General features: G+C 70.5%; 18 protein-coding genes and 1 pseudogene. 12 read left to right on the forward strand and 7 right to left on the reverse strand.

Going from position 1 to position 16,005, the window contains the following annotated elements; genetic code table 11:
• Positions 1 to 7: 7 nt before the first annotated feature.
• From ACLJRL_RS02640 to ACLJRL_RS02650, 3 genes are all read right to left on the reverse strand, one after another.
• Positions 8 to 190, reverse strand: coding sequence for a hypothetical protein (locus ACLJRL_RS02640; RefSeq protein ID WP_410654353.1), 183 nt, complete (start codon positions 188 to 190; stop codon positions 8 to 10).
• Positions 187 to 558: a hypothetical protein gene (locus ACLJRL_RS02645; RefSeq protein ID WP_410654354.1), complete on the reverse strand. Its 372-nt coding sequence runs from the start codon at positions 556 to 558 to the stop codon at positions 187 to 189. The genes ACLJRL_RS02640 and ACLJRL_RS02645 overlap by 4 nt, the downstream gene beginning before the upstream one ends.
• 66 nt (positions 559 to 624) lie before the next feature.
• The gene (locus tag ACLJRL_RS02650) at positions 625 to 2,418 is read right to left on the reverse strand and encodes a CocE/NonD family hydrolase (protein ID WP_410654355.1); all 1,794 of its coding nucleotides are present in this window, start codon (positions 2,416 to 2,418) and stop codon (positions 625 to 627) included.
• 64 nt (positions 2,419 to 2,482) lie between these two features.
• Here ACLJRL_RS02650 and ACLJRL_RS02655 point away from each other — a divergent pair, with 64 nt between their 5' ends.
• Genes ACLJRL_RS02655 through ACLJRL_RS02665 form a run of 3 tightly spaced genes read left to right on the forward strand, consistent with a single transcriptional unit; the run spans position 2,483 to position 3,897 of the window.
• Positions 2,483 to 2,866: an SRPBCC family protein gene (locus ACLJRL_RS02655; protein WP_410654356.1), complete on the forward strand. Its 384-nt coding sequence runs from the start codon at positions 2,483 to 2,485 to the stop codon at positions 2,864 to 2,866.
• Positions 2,867 to 2,917: 51 nt separating this feature from the next.
• Positions 2,918 to 3,499 (forward strand): TetR/AcrR family transcriptional regulator, encoded by a 582-nt coding sequence (locus tag ACLJRL_RS02660; RefSeq protein ID WP_410655138.1) that lies wholly within the window; start codon positions 2,918 to 2,920, stop codon positions 3,497 to 3,499.
• A gap of 35 nt (positions 3,500 to 3,534) precedes the next feature.
• Complete coding sequence (locus ACLJRL_RS02665) at positions 3,535 to 3,897, forward strand: winged helix-turn-helix transcriptional regulator (protein WP_410654357.1); 363 nt, start codon at positions 3,535 to 3,537, stop codon at positions 3,895 to 3,897.
• Here ACLJRL_RS02665 and ACLJRL_RS02670 read toward each other — a convergent pair.
• Positions 3,887 to 4,504 carry a response regulator gene (locus ACLJRL_RS02670; RefSeq protein WP_410655139.1) on the reverse strand — a complete coding sequence of 206 codons (618 nt, stop codon included), beginning with the start codon at positions 4,502 to 4,504 and terminating at the stop codon, positions 3,887 to 3,889. The two genes, ACLJRL_RS02665 and ACLJRL_RS02670, sit on opposite strands and share 11 nt — an antisense overlap.
• Positions 4,505 to 4,511: 7 nt before the next feature.
• Positions 4,512 to 5,742: pseudogene (locus ACLJRL_RS02675) on the reverse strand (sensor histidine kinase).
• Positions 5,743 to 5,878: 136 nt separating this feature from the next.
• On the opposite strand from ACLJRL_RS02675, the gene ACLJRL_RS02680 reads away from it, so the two are divergent.
• Positions 5,879 to 7,336, forward strand: coding sequence for an ArnT family glycosyltransferase (locus ACLJRL_RS02680; protein WP_410654358.1), 1,458 nt, complete (start codon positions 5,879 to 5,881; stop codon positions 7,334 to 7,336).
• A gap of 2 nt (positions 7,337 to 7,338) precedes the next feature.
• Complete coding sequence (locus ACLJRL_RS02685) at positions 7,339 to 7,992, forward strand: GOLPH3/VPS74 family protein (RefSeq protein ID WP_410654359.1); 654 nt, start codon at positions 7,339 to 7,341, stop codon at positions 7,990 to 7,992.
• On the opposite strand, the gene ACLJRL_RS02690 is transcribed toward ACLJRL_RS02685, so the two are convergent.
• The gene (locus ACLJRL_RS02690) at positions 7,975 to 8,598 is read right to left on the reverse strand and encodes a TetR/AcrR family transcriptional regulator (RefSeq protein ID WP_410654360.1); all 624 of its coding nucleotides are present in this window, start codon (positions 8,596 to 8,598) and stop codon (positions 7,975 to 7,977) included. The two genes, ACLJRL_RS02685 and ACLJRL_RS02690, sit on opposite strands and share 18 nt — an antisense overlap.
• 100 nt (positions 8,599 to 8,698) lie before the next feature.
• Between ACLJRL_RS02690 and ACLJRL_RS02695 the strand changes: the two genes are divergently transcribed.
• The 5 genes from ACLJRL_RS02695 to ACLJRL_RS02715 all read left to right on the forward strand — a co-directional run bounded on the left by ACLJRL_RS02695 (position 8,699) and on the right by ACLJRL_RS02715 (position 13,331).
• Positions 8,699 to 9,202: a PH domain-containing protein gene (locus tag ACLJRL_RS02695; protein WP_410654361.1), complete on the forward strand. Its 504-nt coding sequence runs from the start codon at positions 8,699 to 8,701 to the stop codon at positions 9,200 to 9,202.
• Positions 9,199 to 10,707 (forward strand): PH domain-containing protein, encoded by a 1,509-nt coding sequence (locus ACLJRL_RS02700; protein WP_410654362.1) that lies wholly within the window; start codon positions 9,199 to 9,201, stop codon positions 10,705 to 10,707. The genes ACLJRL_RS02695 and ACLJRL_RS02700 overlap by 4 nt, the downstream gene beginning before the upstream one ends.
• Positions 10,708 to 10,823: 116 nt before the next feature.
• A complete protein-coding gene (locus ACLJRL_RS02705) occupies positions 10,824 to 11,582 on the forward strand; it encodes an isocitrate lyase/phosphoenolpyruvate mutase family protein (protein ID WP_410654363.1) in 759 nt (252 codons plus the stop codon).
• A gap of 20 nt (positions 11,583 to 11,602) precedes the next feature.
• Positions 11,603 to 12,622, forward strand: a complete 1,020-nt coding sequence (locus tag ACLJRL_RS02710) for an aminotransferase class V-fold PLP-dependent enzyme (protein ID WP_410654364.1) — start codon at positions 11,603 to 11,605, stop codon at positions 12,620 to 12,622.
• A gap of 88 nt (positions 12,623 to 12,710) precedes the next feature.
• A complete protein-coding gene (locus tag ACLJRL_RS02715) occupies positions 12,711 to 13,331 on the forward strand; it encodes a hypothetical protein (RefSeq protein ID WP_410654365.1) in 621 nt (206 codons plus the stop codon).
• Between the two features lies 1 nt (position 13,332).
• Here the strand turns inward: ACLJRL_RS02715 and ACLJRL_RS02720 are convergent, their stop codons facing one another.
• Complete coding sequence (locus tag ACLJRL_RS02720) at positions 13,333 to 14,277, reverse strand: ferritin-like domain-containing protein (protein ID WP_410654366.1); 945 nt, start codon at positions 14,275 to 14,277, stop codon at positions 13,333 to 13,335.
• Positions 14,278 to 14,412: 135 nt separating this feature from the next.
• Between ACLJRL_RS02720 and rimP the strand changes: the two genes are divergently transcribed.
• Positions 14,413 to 14,964 (forward strand): ribosome maturation factor RimP, encoded by a 552-nt coding sequence (gene rimP, locus ACLJRL_RS02725; RefSeq protein WP_410654367.1) that lies wholly within the window; start codon positions 14,413 to 14,415, stop codon positions 14,962 to 14,964.
• Positions 14,961 to 16,001, forward strand: coding sequence for a transcription termination factor NusA (gene nusA / locus ACLJRL_RS02730; protein ID WP_410654368.1), 1,041 nt, complete (start codon positions 14,961 to 14,963; stop codon positions 15,999 to 16,001). Before rimP ends, nusA begins: the two co-directional genes overlap by 4 nt.
• Positions 16,002 to 16,005 lie beyond the last annotated feature (4 nt).

A 16,005-nucleotide genomic window follows, 5' to 3' on the forward strand; every position in this document is an offset into this window, starting at 1 on the left:
GATCCTGTCACGGGGCCGGGTCGCCGGCCATGTCCTGTTCGATCGAGTCGAGGGTGCGCTGGACGTCGCCCAGTTCGCCCGGCGCCGGGTTCTGAGAGTTCGGGGCCGGGCTCGAAGCGGCGTCGTCGGTGCAGGCGGTGGTGCCGAACAACGCCAGCGCGGTCAGCGTGGCGGCGAGAACGCGTTTCACTTGCCCGCCTTGCAGTGCGCGCCCGCGAACGCGTCCAGCTTCTGCTTCGCCGCGGTGAGTTCAGGCAACCGTCCGCTGCGCTTGTCGGCCCGCTTCTGGAGCCTGTCGGCGGTGTCGTTGTGGTTCTTCTTGCGCTGACCCTCCGCCCTGGCCTTGAGGTTCGCGACGGAACCGCGGATCTCGGGGCCGCCGTTGATCCGGTCGGTCAGTTTCGCGGTGCGCTGAGTGAGCTTTGGCAACCACTCGGCGCACAGTTGCTGGGACTCTTCCGGGCTGAGGGTGATCGGGGCGGTTTGGGCCGAGGCGGCCGGGGCGAGGGCGATGAGGCCGGCCGCGGTCAGGCAAACGGCGATGGTGTGTTTCAGCATGGGAGAGAGCTTCGCGTGGCCAGATGCGAGGAGTGTGGGGGCGATGTTCGGGTTGTGTAAGGGTGCTCAGCGCACGATGGGCACGTCCACCTTGGTGCCGCCCAGATCGAAGGTCACTCGCGGCTTCGGCTGGGGGAGCGCCGGATCGAACATGTCGGCGTCGGTCCCGCCGAGGACGAGCGCGAGCCGGTGCCCGGCCGGGACGACGTGGTCGAGACTGCTCAGCCGGAACGTCATCGTGTACGCCTTGCCGGGTTCGAGCCGTTCACCCCGCCAGAGCGACCGATGATGACCGAGGTCCGCCCAGCCGGTCGCCACCACCCGAGTGTCCACAGTGGTCAGGTCGGCGACGGTGTCGAGGAAGCATCCGGTGTCTGCGGTAGTTCCCGCGCCCCAGCACGAGCGGGTCGTCAGATCCTTGGTGCCCATGGCCGGGAATGTCGTGTTCCGGACCGTCGCCGGCCCGTAGTCGACCAGAGCCGCGCCCAGCCGGGCGCTCGGCTTGTCCGCACTGGCGGTCACCGTCACCGTGGCCGTCCCGGCGACCCGCGTGTCCGCGCGCACCGGTCCGGTCGAGAACACGAGGCGTTCGGGGCTGGGCCGCGACGGGTTCGCCACCCACTGGGTGACCCCGCGCGCCGGATCGTCGGTCACCGACGCCGTCCCGTTCGCCGGGCGGTTCCCCAGCGTGCCCGCCGCGCCGGGCCAGAAGGTGGCGGCCCGCGTTCCGGCCGGCGGCCAGCGGCGTTCGTCGGTCCACCGGTCCGGGCTGTGCTCGACCCGGATCGCCGGTTCGGACTCGATCCCGTTGCGGACGCCGAGCAGCCACCGGTCGAACCAGCGGTGCAGGGTCCGCACGAACAGCGAGCGGTCGAGGTCGAACGGGTCGACGTGCGCCGCCTGGTGCAGCCATGCCTTGCGCGGCACGCCGTCCGCGTTCAGCGCCTCCCACCAGGGCCCGAGCTGGATCGGGTTGACGTTGAGATCGTGGAAGCCCTGGGCCGCGAAAACGCTTGCGCGCACCTTCCCGGTCTTCGCGACGTAGTCCAGCCCGCGCCAGTGCTGGTTGAAGTTCCCGTCCGTTCCCGCGCGCCTGGCCTGGTCCTCCTCGAACGGCTGACACAGCTTCAGGGCCCGTTCGTTGTAGAGCCCTGGCCCGCCCGCCCAGCCGAAATACGCGCCGTGGGAGTTGTGGACCTCGTAGTAGGAACTGACCCCGGCGATCGGCACGATGGTCTTCAGCCCGTCGATCCCGGACGCCGCCATCCCGATCGCCGTCGCCCCGTCCTGCGACTTCCCGATCGCGCCGACCGACCCGTCCGCCCAGCCCGCACGGACCCGCTCCGGCCCGAACGGCGTCCGGAACGCCTTCGCGCGGCCGTTGAGCCAGTTCACCACCCCGTTGCCCGAGGCGACGTCGTCGAAGCACCCGGACGAGCGATTGGTGCCCCCGACGTCGACCAGCACGACCGCGTACCCGCGCGGGACGAAGTAGTTGTCGTAGAAGAGCGGGAACTGCGACGGCGTGCCGTCGGGGAGGTAGGTCTTCGGCTGGCGCTCGTTGCCGCGCCCGATCTTCTCGAAGTACGGGCTGACGTCCATGATCACCGGCACGCGCTGCCCGCGCGCGGCCGGTTCCGCCGGGCGGATGATGTCGGCCGCGACCCGGTCGACCTGGCCGTCGCGGTCGAGGTCCTGGCCGGTCTCCACCCAGGCTGTCTCGCGGATGGCCTTCTCGTAGGAGAACACCGGTTCGCTGACGCCGTCGCGGAGGGTGAACGCGGGTGGCGTGGCGGCGGCCGGTGTCACGGTCGCGACGAGTGCCGTGACGACGGCGGTGATCAGAGTCTTCAGCCCCATCAGCCGAGTATGGCTCGTGAGTGGTATTGACGGTTAGAACCATCATTACCACTCACGAGGCGAGGTGCTCTACGCCCTCCTCGAAGACCGCGAGCGCTGGCCCGACTGGTCGCCGATGGGCTCGTTCCGCCTGCTGGAGAAGGGCGACGAGAACGGCCTCGGCGCCGTCGGCGTCTTCAGCACCTCCGGCGTCAACAGCTGCGAAGAGGTCATCGCACTCGAACCCGGCAAACGCTTCGGCTACACGCTGCGCAAGGGCTTGCCGCTGCGCGACTACCGCGCGTACGTCGACCTAACGCCGTCTCTCGGCGGCACCGACGTCCACTGGCATTCGTCGTTCACCGGCAAGATCCCCGGCACCGGCGGGTTCTACCGCTGGTTCCTCGGCCGCTTCATCGGGCGCATGGTCGAGAGCCTCGTGGCGCGCGCCTCGCGAGGCGCCCCATAAAGTAGGCGCATGGCAGCCCCACGACGCACGCAGGAGGAACGCAGCGCCGCGATGCGGATCAGGCTGCTCGACGCCACGATCGACTGTCTCGTCGAGTACGGCTACGCGGGCACCACGACCACCCGCGTCGCGGACCGTGCCGGGGTGACCCGGGGTGCCCAGGTGCACCACTTCCCGACGAAGGCCGATCTCGTCACTTCCGCGATCCGGCACCTCGCGGCCAAGCGCACCGGGGTCGCGATGGCCGAGATCGACCGCCTCAAGGCGTCGGCCGACCCGGTCGGTGACGCGCTGCAGTTGCTGTGGGAGATGCACCAGGGGCCGGTCTTCTCGGCGACCGTGGAGCTGTGGGTGGCGTCGCGGACCGACCCGGAACTGCGCGCGCAGATGGCGGTGGTGGAGCCGATCGCGACCAGCAGCCTGGTCGAGTTCGGCAAGGCGCTGCTCCCGGATCATTCGGCGCATCCGGAGTTCCTGCACGCGGTGTACACGGCGATGGACGTCGTCCGCGGCATCCTCATCGCCAGCTGGGCGACCCGCGATCAGGCCGAGCTGGAGGCCCGCTGGGACCGCGGCCGCCGTCATCTCATCCTGTTGTTCGCGGCGTTGATGCAGCCCAGTCCCTCTCGCTGAGCGTGTTACTCTCCCCAGGAGAGTGAGGAGGTCACGTGCTCGGAAACCCGTACGACCCCGACTGCCCGACCCGCGCGTTGCTCGACCGCATCGGCGACCAGTGGACCGTGCTCATCGTCGGCGCGCTCGGCGACGGCCCGCTCCGGTTCACCGTGATCGGCAAACGCGTGCGCGGCATCTCGCAGAAGGTCCTCACCCAGACGCTTCGCAGCCTGGTCCGCGACGGCATCCTGACCCGCACCGCGTACCCGGAGATCCCGCCGCACGTCGAGTACGAGCTGACCCCGCTCGGCCGCAACCTGGCCGAACCGCTGGAGATGCTGGACAAGTGGGCCCGCGTGCACATGGGCGAGGTCCTCGACTCCCGCAAAACCTACGATGGGCAGCTCAGCGCTTGACCAGTCCGGCCTCGTGCGCCAGCAGGCCGGCCTGGGTCCGGTTCGCGCAGTCCAGTTTGACCAGCATCCGCGACACGTAGCTCTTCACCGTCGCCTCGGCGAGATGCAGCCGCGCCGCGATGTCCGCATTGGACAGTCCTTCGCCGAGACAGGCCAGCACGTCGGTCTCGCGTTCGGTCAGCCCGTCGGTCTTCCGCCGGGCGTCGTCCCCGCGCCGCCGTCCGTCCGACGACATCGCCACCAGCCGTTGCGCGGCCTCGGGGGAGAGCACGGTGTGCCCGTCGGCCGCGACCCGGACCAGGCCGATCAGGTCCTCCGGCGGGGTCGACTTCACGAGGAACCCCGCCGCACCCGCCCGGAGCGCGCGGATGACGTAGGTGTCCGCGTCGAACGTCGTCAGCGCGACGACCGCGGGCGGTTCCGGGAGTTTCGCGATCCGCTCGATGGCGGTCAGCCCGTCGACGCCGGGCATCCGCAGGTCCATCAGCACCACCCGCGGCCGGTGCCGGATCACCGCTTCCACCGCCTCGGCACCGTCCTGCGCCTGCGCCACGACCTCGATGTCGGCCGCGGAACCGAGAATCGTCCGCAGATGCGCGCAGACCATCGGCTCGTCATCGACGACGACCACCCGGATCACGGATCCCCTTCCGCAGTCGGAACGTAGGCGGGAAGTATCGCATCGACGCGGTAGCCGCCGCCCGCGCTCGGGCCCGCGTCGAACCGGCCGCCGATCAGTTCGACGCGTTGCCGCAGCCCGGCGAGCCCCGCGCCGGAGCCGCTGCCCGCCAGCGCCGGATCCGGCGCCGCGCCCGCCCGCGTGTTCTCCACGGCGACGTCCAGCCCCTTCGCGTGGTAGCGGAGCTGGACGGTCGCGGTCGAGCCCGGCGCGTGCTTGCGGACGTTGGTCAGCGCCTCCTGCACGACGCGGTACGCAGTACGCGCGACGGTGGGGGAGATCCGCCCGGGATCACCGTCCACTCTCAGTTCGGTCGGGATACCCACCGACGCCGATTCCGCGACCAGCGTCGCCGGATCGCCCGCCGTGCCGCCGTCGATCGTGGGGGGCGTGGCGTTAGCGCCGTTGCGCAGCACCCCGACCAGGTCGCGCAGTTCGTCCAGGGCCAGTGCGCCCTCGCGCCGGATGTCCTCGGCGGAGGACCGCACGGCCTCGTCGGCCGAGACCACGCCGAGCGCTCCGGCGTGCAGCACCATCAGGCTCAGCCGGTGCGTGACGACGTCGTGCATCTCCTCGGCCAGTTTGCGCCTTTCCTCGGCACGGGCGCGTTCGGCGAGCAGATGCTGTTCCCGTTCGGCGCGTTCCGCCCGGTCCCGCAGAGAGCGCAACAGCTGGCGCCGAGCCTCGAAGTACAGCGAAATCGACGTGGGCAACGCCGTGCCCAGCAGACCGAACGGGGTGGTGCTCCAGTGCGGGTCCCACGGCCGCGACGCGCAGATCACCAGGATCGCGGTCAGCCAGAGCAGGGTCCGCCGGTCCATCAGGCGGGCCAGCTGGCTCAGCACGACCGGGGTGATCGTCGGGACGGTCATCAGCGTCAGCTGCTGCTCAGGCACCAGCAGTCCGGGCGCGAACAGGTCGGAGGCGAGCATCAGCAGCGCGCCTCCCGTGATCAGGCCTCCGACCAGCCGCGGGAACCGGAACAACACGATCAGCGAGAGATCGAGCAGCACCTGCAGGGTGACGCCCGCGGCGGGGCCCGCCCAGCCTGTCGTCGGTTCGCCGAACACGAACAGGGAGACGTCCAGGCCGATGAACGCGAGCGCCGCCAACGTGAGCCAGACGGTGTCGACGACACCGGGCCGGAACGGCCTGCTTTTCTCCACGGGGTCACGGTAGCCAGCCGTCGGCCGCGTCGCCCGATGTCGGCGACCATCGGCGGGGTGGCCCGCAACTTTCGTCTATCCGGCGCCCCTCCTTACCCGGTTTCCCCGGATCGCCGTCTCCGGTGGACTGATCGTCATGAGCACTGCGACGCAGACGGTCCACACAGGACAGCAGGAGACGGCTTTCGCGCGCCTGCCGGTGTTCGTCGTCGCCGCGCTGGCCGGCGCCGCGCTGCTGGCCACCAGCGGCCGGTACGCGCACGGCTTCGACGAGCTCTACTTCCTGATGGCGGGCCGGGAACATCTGGCCTGGGGGTACTTCGACCAGCCGCCGCTGATCCCGGCGCTGGCCGGGGCGATGGATTCGCTGTTCCCCGGTTCGCTGGTGATGCTGCGCCTGCCGATGACGCTGGCCGCGGCGGCCGGGGTGGTGGTCACCGCGCTGATCGCCAGGGAACTGGGCGGGGGACGCGGCGCGCAGGTGCTCGCGGCCGGGTTCTCCGCGACATCAGGCGTGATCATCGTCAGCCACTGGATCGGCACCTACGTCTTCGATCCGTTCCTCTGGACGGTGATCATCTGGCTGGTGGTCCGCTGGGTCCGGACCCGCCGCGACGGGCTGCTGGTCTGGGCGGGCGTGGTCACCGCGGTGTCGCTGCAGACGAAGTTCCTCATCCCCGCCTTCTGGGCGTTCGCCCTGATCAGCGCGCTCGTGCTGGGCCCGCGAGAACTGGTGCGACGGCCGAAGTTGTGGCTGGGCGCGGGAATCGCCACCGTCGTGACCGTGCCGACCTTGGTCTGGCAGGCGAAGAACGGCTGGCCGTACCTGATCATGAACGACGTCGTTTCGGCGGAATTCCCCGGCACCTGGCCGTTTCTCCGCGACGGCTTCCTGACGGCGGGCGTCGGCGCGGGGGCGCTCGCGTTCGTCTACGGGATCGTCCGGCTGATCTGCTCGCGCGAGCTTCGCGGCTATCGTTTCCTGGGGGTGGCGATAGCCGCGATCATCGTGGCCTTCCTGCTGCTGCACGGGCGTTCGTACTACCTGATGAGCGTCTTCGCGCTGCCGTACGCCGCCGCGGCGACAGGATTCGTGAAGCACGTTCCCCGCTGGCGCTGGATGGCCTGGCCCGCGCTCGTGCTCTCGGCCGTGATCACCGTCGCGGGGCTGCCGATCTACCCGGCGGGTATGACGCGGACCAGCATCGGCCCGGTGAACTTGGGCAGTGCCTTCGCGGGCGGTGAACTGCCGCAGCAGGACCTGGTCAAGGCGATCGGCGAGACGTACGCCGCGATGCCACCGGAGCAGCGGGCACGCACGGCCGTCTACGCGGAGATCTATCCGTTCGCCGCGGCGACCGAGTTCTACGGTCCGCGGTACGGGATCACGAACGTCTACAGTGGCCACCGGGGCTACTGGTATTTCGACCGGCCGCCGGAATCCGCGGACAGCGTGCTGTTCGCCGGGTTCGACCCGGACCTGCTCCGGCCGTACTTCGCCGAGGTGACTCCGGTGGTGGAAGGCCTGCTGTGGCGGTATGACGGCAGGCGAGGTTCGTGGGACGAGATCTGGCCATCGCTGGAGAGGCGCTGACAATGACCGAACTTTCGTTGCCCGCCAAGGCGTACCTGCTCGCCTGCGACGTCACCAAGGAACGGCTTCGGGACAGGCGACGGGCCGGCCTGCTGGTCCGTGGCGCCGCACTGACCGATCTCGTGCTGCGCGAGCGCGTCGCGGACGCGGACGGCCGGGTCGGCGCGACCGGCGCGGGCCCGACCGGAGACCTCGTCCTCGATGAGATGCTCGCCGAGATCGCGGGGGAAAGCCCCCGCAAATGGAAGTGGTGGGTGCGCCGGGACGTGCGCGGAACCCTGGAGGCGCTGGAATCCCAGCTCGACGCGGCAGGCGTGATCGAACTGAAGACGGGCCGGACGCTCGGGTTGTTCCCGTCCCGGCAGCCGATCGTGCGGGATCCCGGCGTCGTCGATCGGCTCCGCGCGCTGGTCGACGACGCGTTGCGCGGGCAGGCACCGGTGTCCGATGTGGACTCCTCCGATGCCGCGCTCACCGCACTGGTGGCCGCTGTCGAACTCCGTCACGTGATCCCGGGACGGGATCGGCGCCGCTACAAGGAAAGGATCGAGCTGCTGACCGAGCGGTGCGGGGACGCGGTGCCCGCGCTGCGGAAGCTGATCCGCGAGATGCACGCGGCCCAGGCGGCGGTCGCGTCCTCACACGGCGGAAGCTGAGGCGCCGAACAGGCGGTCGAGATAGTAGTCCACAGTGGACAAACACGCCTCCGGGGTGCGGTGCTTCATCACGATGTTGGAGCCCTGTGAATCGGCGACGGCCCAGAGGATCGCCGATTCGTGCTCCGGGTCGGCCGACTTGTCGACATCGCCCGCCTCCTGTCCCTGGCGGATCAGCAGGGCGAACAGTTCGAACAACTGGGGCACGCCTTCGGTGTACGCGGCCGCGAAGGAGGAATCGGAGATCGCGCGGATGAAGAACGCGACACCCATCAGCCAGTCGCCGCGGCTGCGTTCGTCCAGCGGCAGGATCTCGATCAGGATGGCGCGGAGGATGGCCTTGGGCGTCGAAGGCAGTTCGCCGGCTTCCAAGCGGGCCTTGAGGCGCTCCTCGTACACCTGCGAGCGGCGCTCGACGGCGAAGAGCAGCATCTCGTCCTTGGTTCTGAAGTAGTGCTGCACCAGGCCCATCGACATACCCGCTTCGGCGGCGACGTGGCGGAGGCTGACCCCTTCGAGGCCTTGTTTGGCCGCCAGCCGCGTCAGCGCCTCGGAGATCTCCGCGCGCCGCGCGGCGTGATCCACCTGCTTCGGCACCTTCACCATCCGTTCCGCCAGGGCGTTTGCAATGCGACCGCATTGCCACTACGGTCCCAGGTTATTACGATGCGATCGCATTGTAAACAACTCGTCGGGGGTGAAATCGGTGGAAGCCGATCGGGGGAAGGTGCGGCTGAGGCCGCCACGGAACGTGCTGGACCGGCGGACGATCGGCTGGTGGCGGCTGCAGGGGGTCTTGTTCTGGGCCTCGCCGGTGCTCGTGCTGGTGCTGCTCGGACTGCTCATCCCGCCCGCGCGGTTCTGGCTGCTCGCGCCGGCGGTGGTGTTCGCCGTGCTCGGCCTCGCCTGGGTGATCGCGATGCCGCTGTGGTGGTTCAAGGTGCACCGCTGGGAGGTCACGGAGACCGCCGTCTACACGCGTTCCGGGTTCTTCTGGCAGGAGTGGCGGGTCGCGCCGATGTCGCGGATCCAGACCGTGGACACCCTGCGGGGGCCGCTGCAGCAGCTGTTCTCGCTCGCGACCGTCACGGTGACCACGGCGTCGGCGCGGGGCGCGGTCAAGATCAAGGGGCTCGACCACGAACTGGCCGCGAGCCTGGCCGAACAGCTCACCGAGACCACGCAGGCGACGCCGGGGGACGCGACGTGAGCGCGTCCGAGTTCGAGGGCTGGAGCACGCTCGACAAGCGGACGCTCGGCGTCACGGCGCTGACGCTGGCGGGTGCGGCCGTCGGCGCCGCGATCCCGGTCATGGTGGCGATCGTGGGCGGCGGGGCGCGGTTCTGGGTCGCGCTCGCCTGGGTGGTGGCGGGCGCGGTGGTGCTCGTCGGCGGTGGCGTGCTGGTGGACCTGTTCTCCTGGAAGGCGACGCGGTACCGCGTCACACCGGAACGCTTGGAGACGGCGTTCACCCTGGTGGTCCGCTCGCGGAAATCCCTGCAGCGCGAACGGATCCGCAACGTCGACGTGACGGCCAACCCGGTGCACCGGCTGCTCGGCGTCGCGGTGGTGACGATCGGCACCGGCTCCCAGGAATCCGGTGGGCAGGGCAGGCTCAAGCTCAACCCGGTCTCGCGTGCCGAAGCCGAGCGGCTGCGCGCAGAACTCCTGCGCCGCGGCGAAACCGTGGACGAGACCGACGAAGACGCTCCGCTCGCGCAGCTGGACAAGCGCTGGATCCGCTACGCGCCGATGTCGTTCGTGACCCCGACGCTCGGGCTTGCCGCCGGTGGCGCGCTCATGCAGGTGTCGGAGTGGATGGGCCTGCAGAAGGGCCTGATCGACTGGGTGATCGGCCTGTTCGCCGGGATCCCGCTGGTGGTGGCGATCCTGATCCTGCTGGCGATCGCGATGGCCGTCGGCCTGGTGGGCGCGCTCGGGCTGTTCGTCGAGATGTGGTGGAACTACCGGCTCGACCGCGAACCCGGCGGCACGTTGCGGGTGCGCCGCGGCCTGTTCACCACCCGCTCGATCTCGATCGAGGAGGCCCGCCTGCGCGGCATCGATCTCGTCGAGCCGCTCGGGAACCGCCTCGCCGGCGCGGCGCGGGTCGACGCGATCGCGACCGGGATGCGCCAGAGCGACGACAACGACAAGACCGACTACCACACGCTGCTGCCCGCCGCGCCGATCGCGACGGCCAACCGGATCGCCGCCGAGGTGCTGCGCGAACCGGTCTCGCCGACCGAGTCCGTCCGGCTCGCCGGGCATCCGCGCGCCGCACGGGGACGGCTCCTGCGCTGGTGGGTCGGTTCGGTGGTGGTGCTGCTGGCGGTGTTCGCGGTCCTCGGTCTCCTGCTGACCGATGTCCTGCTGGTGATCGGCGCCGCGCTCGGGATCGTGCTCCTGCCGGTCTCGGTGCTGCTGGCGCTGGACGCCTACCGCAACCTCGGGCACGGCATCACCGGCCGCTACCTCGTCGGGCGGCACGGGACGCTGCGGCGCAGCACGTTCGCGCTCGAACGCGACGGCGTGATCGGCTGGACGGTGAAGCAGTCGGTGTTCCAGCGGCGCAAGGGTCTGCTGACGGTCGTCGCGACCACGGCCGCCGGGGGTGGCGCGTATTCGGTGTACGACGCGGGGGAGGAGCAGGGCCTGCGGTTCGCCGAAGAGTCCGTGCCGGACCTGCTCACCCCCTTCCTGGAACCCGCCTGACGCTCGCCGCGGTCCGTGAAGGCCTCCTTGAGGGACTCAGAGTCCCTCAAGGAGGCCTTCACGGACCGGCCGAAACTTCGGCCGTCGCCGAAGTGTTCGCTGGCTACCGTCGTGTCATGACCGCATTCGCCGCACTGCACATCCCCGGTTCCCCGCTGCTCCTGCCGAACGTCTGGGAGTTCGGCGCGGCCGCCTTCCTGAGCGCGCAAGGCTTCCCGGCGCTCGGCACGACCAGCCTCGGGGTCTCGGCCGCCGAGGGCGAGCCGGACGGCGCCCCGTCCTCGAAGGACGCCACCGTCCGGCTGGCGCGGCGGTTGACCGCGTTGGACGCCCGGATCAGCGTCGACCTCGCCGACGGTTTCAGCGACGACCCCGGCGAGGTCGGGGCGCTAGCCGCGGAGCTGGCCGAGGCCGGGGTCGCGGGCATCAATCTCGAGGACGCGCTGGGCGACCCGGTACTGCACGCGGCCAAGATCGCGGCGGCGAAGGAACGCGCACCGGGGCTCTTCGTCAACGCGCGCACCGACACGCATTGGCTGGGGGAGCCCGATATCGAGGCCGCGATCGGCCGCTGCAAGTCCTATGTGGACGCCGGTGCCGACGGCGTCTTCGTTCCCGGACTCGCCGAGCCCGCGGACGTCGAACTGCTGGTGACGGCCGCCGGGGTGCCGGTGAACCTGCTGTTCCTCCCCGGCCGGGTCACCGTCGCCGGGCTGGCCGGACTCGGTGTCGCGCGGATCAGCCTCGGCTCGCTGCCGTACCGGATGGCGCTGGCCGCCACGCTGCGCACGGTCGAGGCCATCCGCGACGGCGGCGAACTCCCGCTGACACCGCCGTCCTACGACGACGTCGTGAGCCTGCTGCCGGAAGCCTGATTTTCACTAATCTCGGAATCATGAAGACCTTCGGAGCCGAATTCGCCGTCCCGCCCGGGTACCTGAACACGCCCAGCATCGGTATCCCGCCGTCCCACGTGGCCGACGCGGTGGCGGAGTCGGTGGAGCGCTGGCGGCGCGGCGGCACCCGTCCGCCGGACTTCGACGAGGCCGTCGCGAAGTCCCGGGAGGGCTTCGGCGCGCTGATCGGGGTCCCGGCGGAGCGGGTGGCGATCGGTTCGTCGGTCTCGCAGCTGATCGCGAACGTCGCCGCCGGGCTGCCCGACGGCGCCCGTGTGCTGGCGGCGGAAAACGACTTCACCAGCGTCACCTTCCCGTTCGCGGCCCAGGCGTACCGCGGGGTGAAGGTCACCGAAGTCCCGCTGGCCGACCTCGCCGAGCACGTCGACGGGCACGACCTCGTCGCGGTCAGCGTCGTCCAGTCGGCGGACGGCGCCCAGGCCGACCTCGGCGAGCTCCGCGCCGCGGCCGAGGCGTCGGGCGCGGCGGTGCTGCTGGACGCCACCCAGGCGGCCGGCTGGCAGCCGCTCGACCTCGGCTGGGCCGACTGGGTGGTCGCCGCCGGATACAAGTGGCTGCTCGCGCCGCGCGGGGCGGCGTGGCTGGCCGTGCACCCGCGGGCGCTGGAGCGGGCGCTGCCGGTCGCCGCGAACTGGTACGCCGGTGAGGAGCCCTGGCAGACCGTCTACGGCCTCCCGCTGCGGCTCGCCCAGGGCACCCGTTCGCTGGACCTCTCCCCGGTCTGGCTGGCCGTCATCGGCGCCGCCGCGTCGCTGGAGTACCTCGCGTCCCTGGACCTCGAGGCCGTCCGCGCGCACTGCGCCGGCCTCGCCGACTCACTCCTGGAAGCGCTCGGATCCCCCGGTCAGGGGAGTGCGATCGTCGCGCTCGACGGCGACGCCGAGCGCGTGGAGGAGGCCGGGATCGTGGCCAGTACCAGGGCGGGACGGCTGCGGTTCGGCTTCCACCTCTACAACACCGCTGACGACGTCGAACGGGTGATAAGCACGTTCAGGTGAACTGCCGGACGGACGTGAACTACCGTATGTTCCCGTGGTTGGTGCGCAATTTACTCCGGGAGCGACGGAAACGGCCCGGCTTCAGCCGGTGCGACCGGCAGGGCCGGTAGGTCCGCCGCCTGCCTTCAAGCCGCCGAGGAATCCGGCGAGCCTGGCACTGAAGGCCGGCGGGCTGGTGGCGATCGCGGTGGTCTCGGGCCTGCTGTGGTGGCTGATCCGGCATGAGCCCGAAACGACCCCCGTCGCGGACACGCCGTCGAAGTCCGGCCAGTACCAGTACACGCTGGTCGAGGGACCGCAGGTCACCTCCGACTGCGCGAGCAAGGCCTACGGGGATACCAAGGAGTTCTTCGGCAAGACGCCGTGCAAGCGGCTGTCCCGTGCGCTCTACACGACAGAAATCGGCGCGCACAAGGCGCTGGTGTCGATCGCCCTGGTGACCATGCCGGGCGAGGTCACCGCGACCCAGCTCAAGGCGCTCACGGACAAGGACGGCACGGGCAACGTGTCCGACCTCGTGCGCGACGGGACCTTCAAGGCGCAAGGCGCTCCGAAGGTGTCGGGGGACAGCGCGGCCTACGACTCCCACGTCACCGGTGCCGACGTCGCCATCGTGCTCACGGATTTCTACGACAAGCACAGCGACAAGCCGGTGCTGGAGCGCATCGCCACCGACGCGCTGCGTCTTTCGGGCGACCTGCGCCGCTGAGTTACACCGCTTGCCCAGGCATGGCGATCGCGACCGGTTTGGCGCCGAACTCGGCCCGCCAGGCCGTACCCCGCCGAGCCGACCCGATCAGCGCGTTCAAGGCCGTCTTCCGCAGCGCCGCGTCGTCGGTCCGGTCGATCACGCCGAGCCAGGCCGACGTCGCGTCCGCCTCGGACGTGGCGACGATCTCCATCGCCGAGTTCCCGTCGGTCACCGGCTTCGGCGGCACGTAGGCGGCTTCCGGGCCCGTGGGCGTCTGCCCGGCGGCGGAAAGCATCCGTTCGCAGACATCGCGCCGCTTGACGTGCTCCGCCGAGCCGCGCGACACCGCACTGGTGAAGGCGGCCGGAAGGTAGGCACTGACCAGGCCGTACACCCAGATCGCCGCGTGCTCGGCGGCCAGCGCCTGCTGCACGGCCTCGGCCGCTTCCTGGTTCAGCGAGGTCCCGGCGGGGACTTCGACGGCTCCGGCGTCGTCGCCCCGGCCGAGTTTGTCCGAACTCTGCTGCAGCGCCGCGCAGCCCGCCGCGATCGAGGCGACCATCCCGGCGCGGTAGCGCGGCAGGGACGGCACCAGATCTTCGGCCTGCTTCCGGGCCAGCGCGAGCCGTTCCTTGAGGCCGTCGGCCGACGACGGGTTCTCCGCTGGCCCGGACTGCTCCGGTTTCGGCCGGTTCAGCCGGTCCACCTCGGTCTTGAGCGCCGCCGCGTGCGCCGCTCGCGCGGTCGCCACCGGTTCGGCGGCTCCGGCGTCGGCGCCGGTCAGCGCCCGCGCGCCCGCCGCGTCGGTCTCCGCCGCGCGCAGCAGCGGGCCCAGCGGATCGGGGCTTTCTTCGTATCCGGGGGAGCAGGCGGCCGCCAGCGGCAGGGCCACCGCGGTCAGCGCCGCCGCACGCAGGAAAGTACGGCGGTTCGGCAGGATGGGCTCGGTCGGTCTTCCGGTCACGCCGCCCCATCCTGCCAGTACCCCTTGCGGGGCCGCCGCTCGCGCGTCACGCGGGGGTCACCAGATAAGCTGGCCCACTACCGAACCCGGATCCGCCGACCCGGGGCGCCCACAGCCGAATAGGAGCGCTTCACCGTGCCCAACGACCTCGCCAGCAGGCTGGAGCCCATCGTGGCCGAAGCCGTCAAGGCCGCGGGTTTCGACCTCGATTCCTTCGAGGTCCAGCAAGCAGGCCGTCGTCAGCTGGTCAAGGTCGTCGTCGACGGTGATGACGGCGTCGGACTGGACGAGGTGGCCGCGATCAGCCGCGCGGTCGCCGCCGCGCTCGACGAGAACGAACACGTGATCGCCAGCGCGTACACCCTCGAGGTCACGTCGCCGGGCTTGGACCGGCCGCTGACCCAGCAGCGGCACTGGCGGCGCGCGAAGTTCCGCCTCGTCAAGGTCACCCCGGCCGAGGGCGACGCCGTCATCGGCCGCGTCGGCCACGCGGGGGAGAAATCCGTGCGCCTGCTCATCGACGGCGCGATCCGGGACGTCGCCTACGCCTCGGTGGCCAAAGCGGTCATCGAGATCGAGTTCAAGCAACCACCTGCCGAGGACCTGAAACTGTTGGAAAACGATGCTGCGGCCCTGACCGACGGCACGACCGCCGCCACTACCCAGCCGAAGGAGGAGCCGAAGTGAACGTCGACATTGCCGCGCTGCGCGCGATCGAACGGGACAAGGACATCCCCTTCGAGACGGTGATCGATGCGATCGAGACCGCGCTGCTCACCGCGTACAAGCACACCGAGGGCCACCAGTCGCACGCCAAGATCGACATCGATCACAAGAGCGGCCTGGTCCGCGTCCTCGCGCACACCCTCACCCCGGACGGCCAGGTCGACGAGGAGTGGGACGACACCCCCGAGGGCTTCGGCCGGATCGCCGCCACCACCGCGCGCCAGGTCATCCTGCAGCGCCTGCGTGACGCCGAGCACGAGAAGACTTTCGGTGAGTTCTCCGCGAAGGAGAACGAGATCGTCGCCGGTGTGGTGCAGCGCGACGCGCGCGCCAACGCCCGCGGCATGGTCGTCATCCAGGTCGGCGACATCGAAGGCGTGCTGCCGGCCATCGAGCAGGTACCCGGCGAGTCCTACGAACACGGCGACCGGATCAAGGCCTACGTCGTCACCGTCTCGCGCGGCAACCGCGGCCCGCAGATCACGCTGTCGCGTTCGCATCCGAAACTCGTGCACAAGCTGTTCGCCCTCGAGGTCCCCGAAATCGCCGACGGCACGGTGGAGATCGCCGCCATCGCGCGCGAACCGGGACACCGGACCAAGATCGCGGTCCGCTCGACGGTGGCCGGCGTCAACGCCAAGGGCGCGTGCATCGGCCCGGTCGGCGCGCGCGTGCGCAACGTGATGAGCGAACTGTTGGGCGAGAAGATCGACATCATCGACTTCTCCGAGGACCCGGCCAAGTTCGTCGGGAACGCGCTGTCGCCCGCGAAGGTCGTCTCCGTTCGGGTCGTCGACGAGCGCGCCAAGACCGCTCGCGTCGTCGTCCCGGACTACCAGCTTTCGCTCGCGATCGGCAAGGAAGGGCAGAACGCCCGCCTCGCCGCACGCCTCACCGGATGGCGGATCGACATCCGCAGCGATGCCGCTCCGGAGCAGGGTGACGAAGCACACGCAGGAGAGTCGCGGCCCGCCGCGGCAACCGGTTCGGCTGAGTGAAGGT

Origin of the sequence: Amycolatopsis sp. lyj-112 (assembly GCF_046549055.1) — a bacterium.
Lineage (GTDB): Bacteria > Actinomycetota > Actinomycetes > Mycobacteriales > Pseudonocardiaceae > Amycolatopsis.

Excerpts from the sequence above, each read along its gene's own strand:
- ACLJRL_RS02645 (WP_410654354.1), bottom strand. The coding sequence starts at position 558 with ATGCTGAAACACACCATCGCCGTTTGCCTGACCGCGGCCGGCCTCATC.
- ACLJRL_RS02650 (WP_410654355.1), bottom strand. The coding sequence starts at position 2,418 with ATGGGGCTGAAGACTCTGATCACCGCCGTCGTCACGGCACTCGTCGCG.
- ACLJRL_RS02660 (WP_410655138.1), top strand. The coding sequence starts at position 2,918 with ATGCGGATCAGGCTGCTCGACGCCACGATCGACTGTCTCGTCGAGTAC.
- ACLJRL_RS02670 (WP_410655139.1), bottom strand. The coding sequence starts at position 4,504 with ATGGTCTGCGCGCATCTGCGGACGATTCTCGGTTCCGCGGCCGACATC.
- ACLJRL_RS02680 (WP_410654358.1), top strand. The coding sequence starts at position 5,879 with ATGAGCACTGCGACGCAGACGGTCCACACAGGACAGCAGGAGACGGCT.
- ACLJRL_RS02685 (WP_410654359.1), top strand. The coding sequence starts at position 7,339 with ATGACCGAACTTTCGTTGCCCGCCAAGGCGTACCTGCTCGCCTGCGAC.
- ACLJRL_RS02690 (WP_410654360.1), bottom strand. The coding sequence starts at position 8,598 with ATGGTGAAGGTGCCGAAGCAGGTGGATCACGCCGCGCGGCGCGCGGAG.
- ACLJRL_RS02705 (WP_410654363.1), top strand. The coding sequence starts at position 10,824 with ATGACCGCATTCGCCGCACTGCACATCCCCGGTTCCCCGCTGCTCCTG.
- ACLJRL_RS02710 (WP_410654364.1), top strand. The coding sequence starts at position 11,603 with ATGAAGACCTTCGGAGCCGAATTCGCCGTCCCGCCCGGGTACCTGAAC.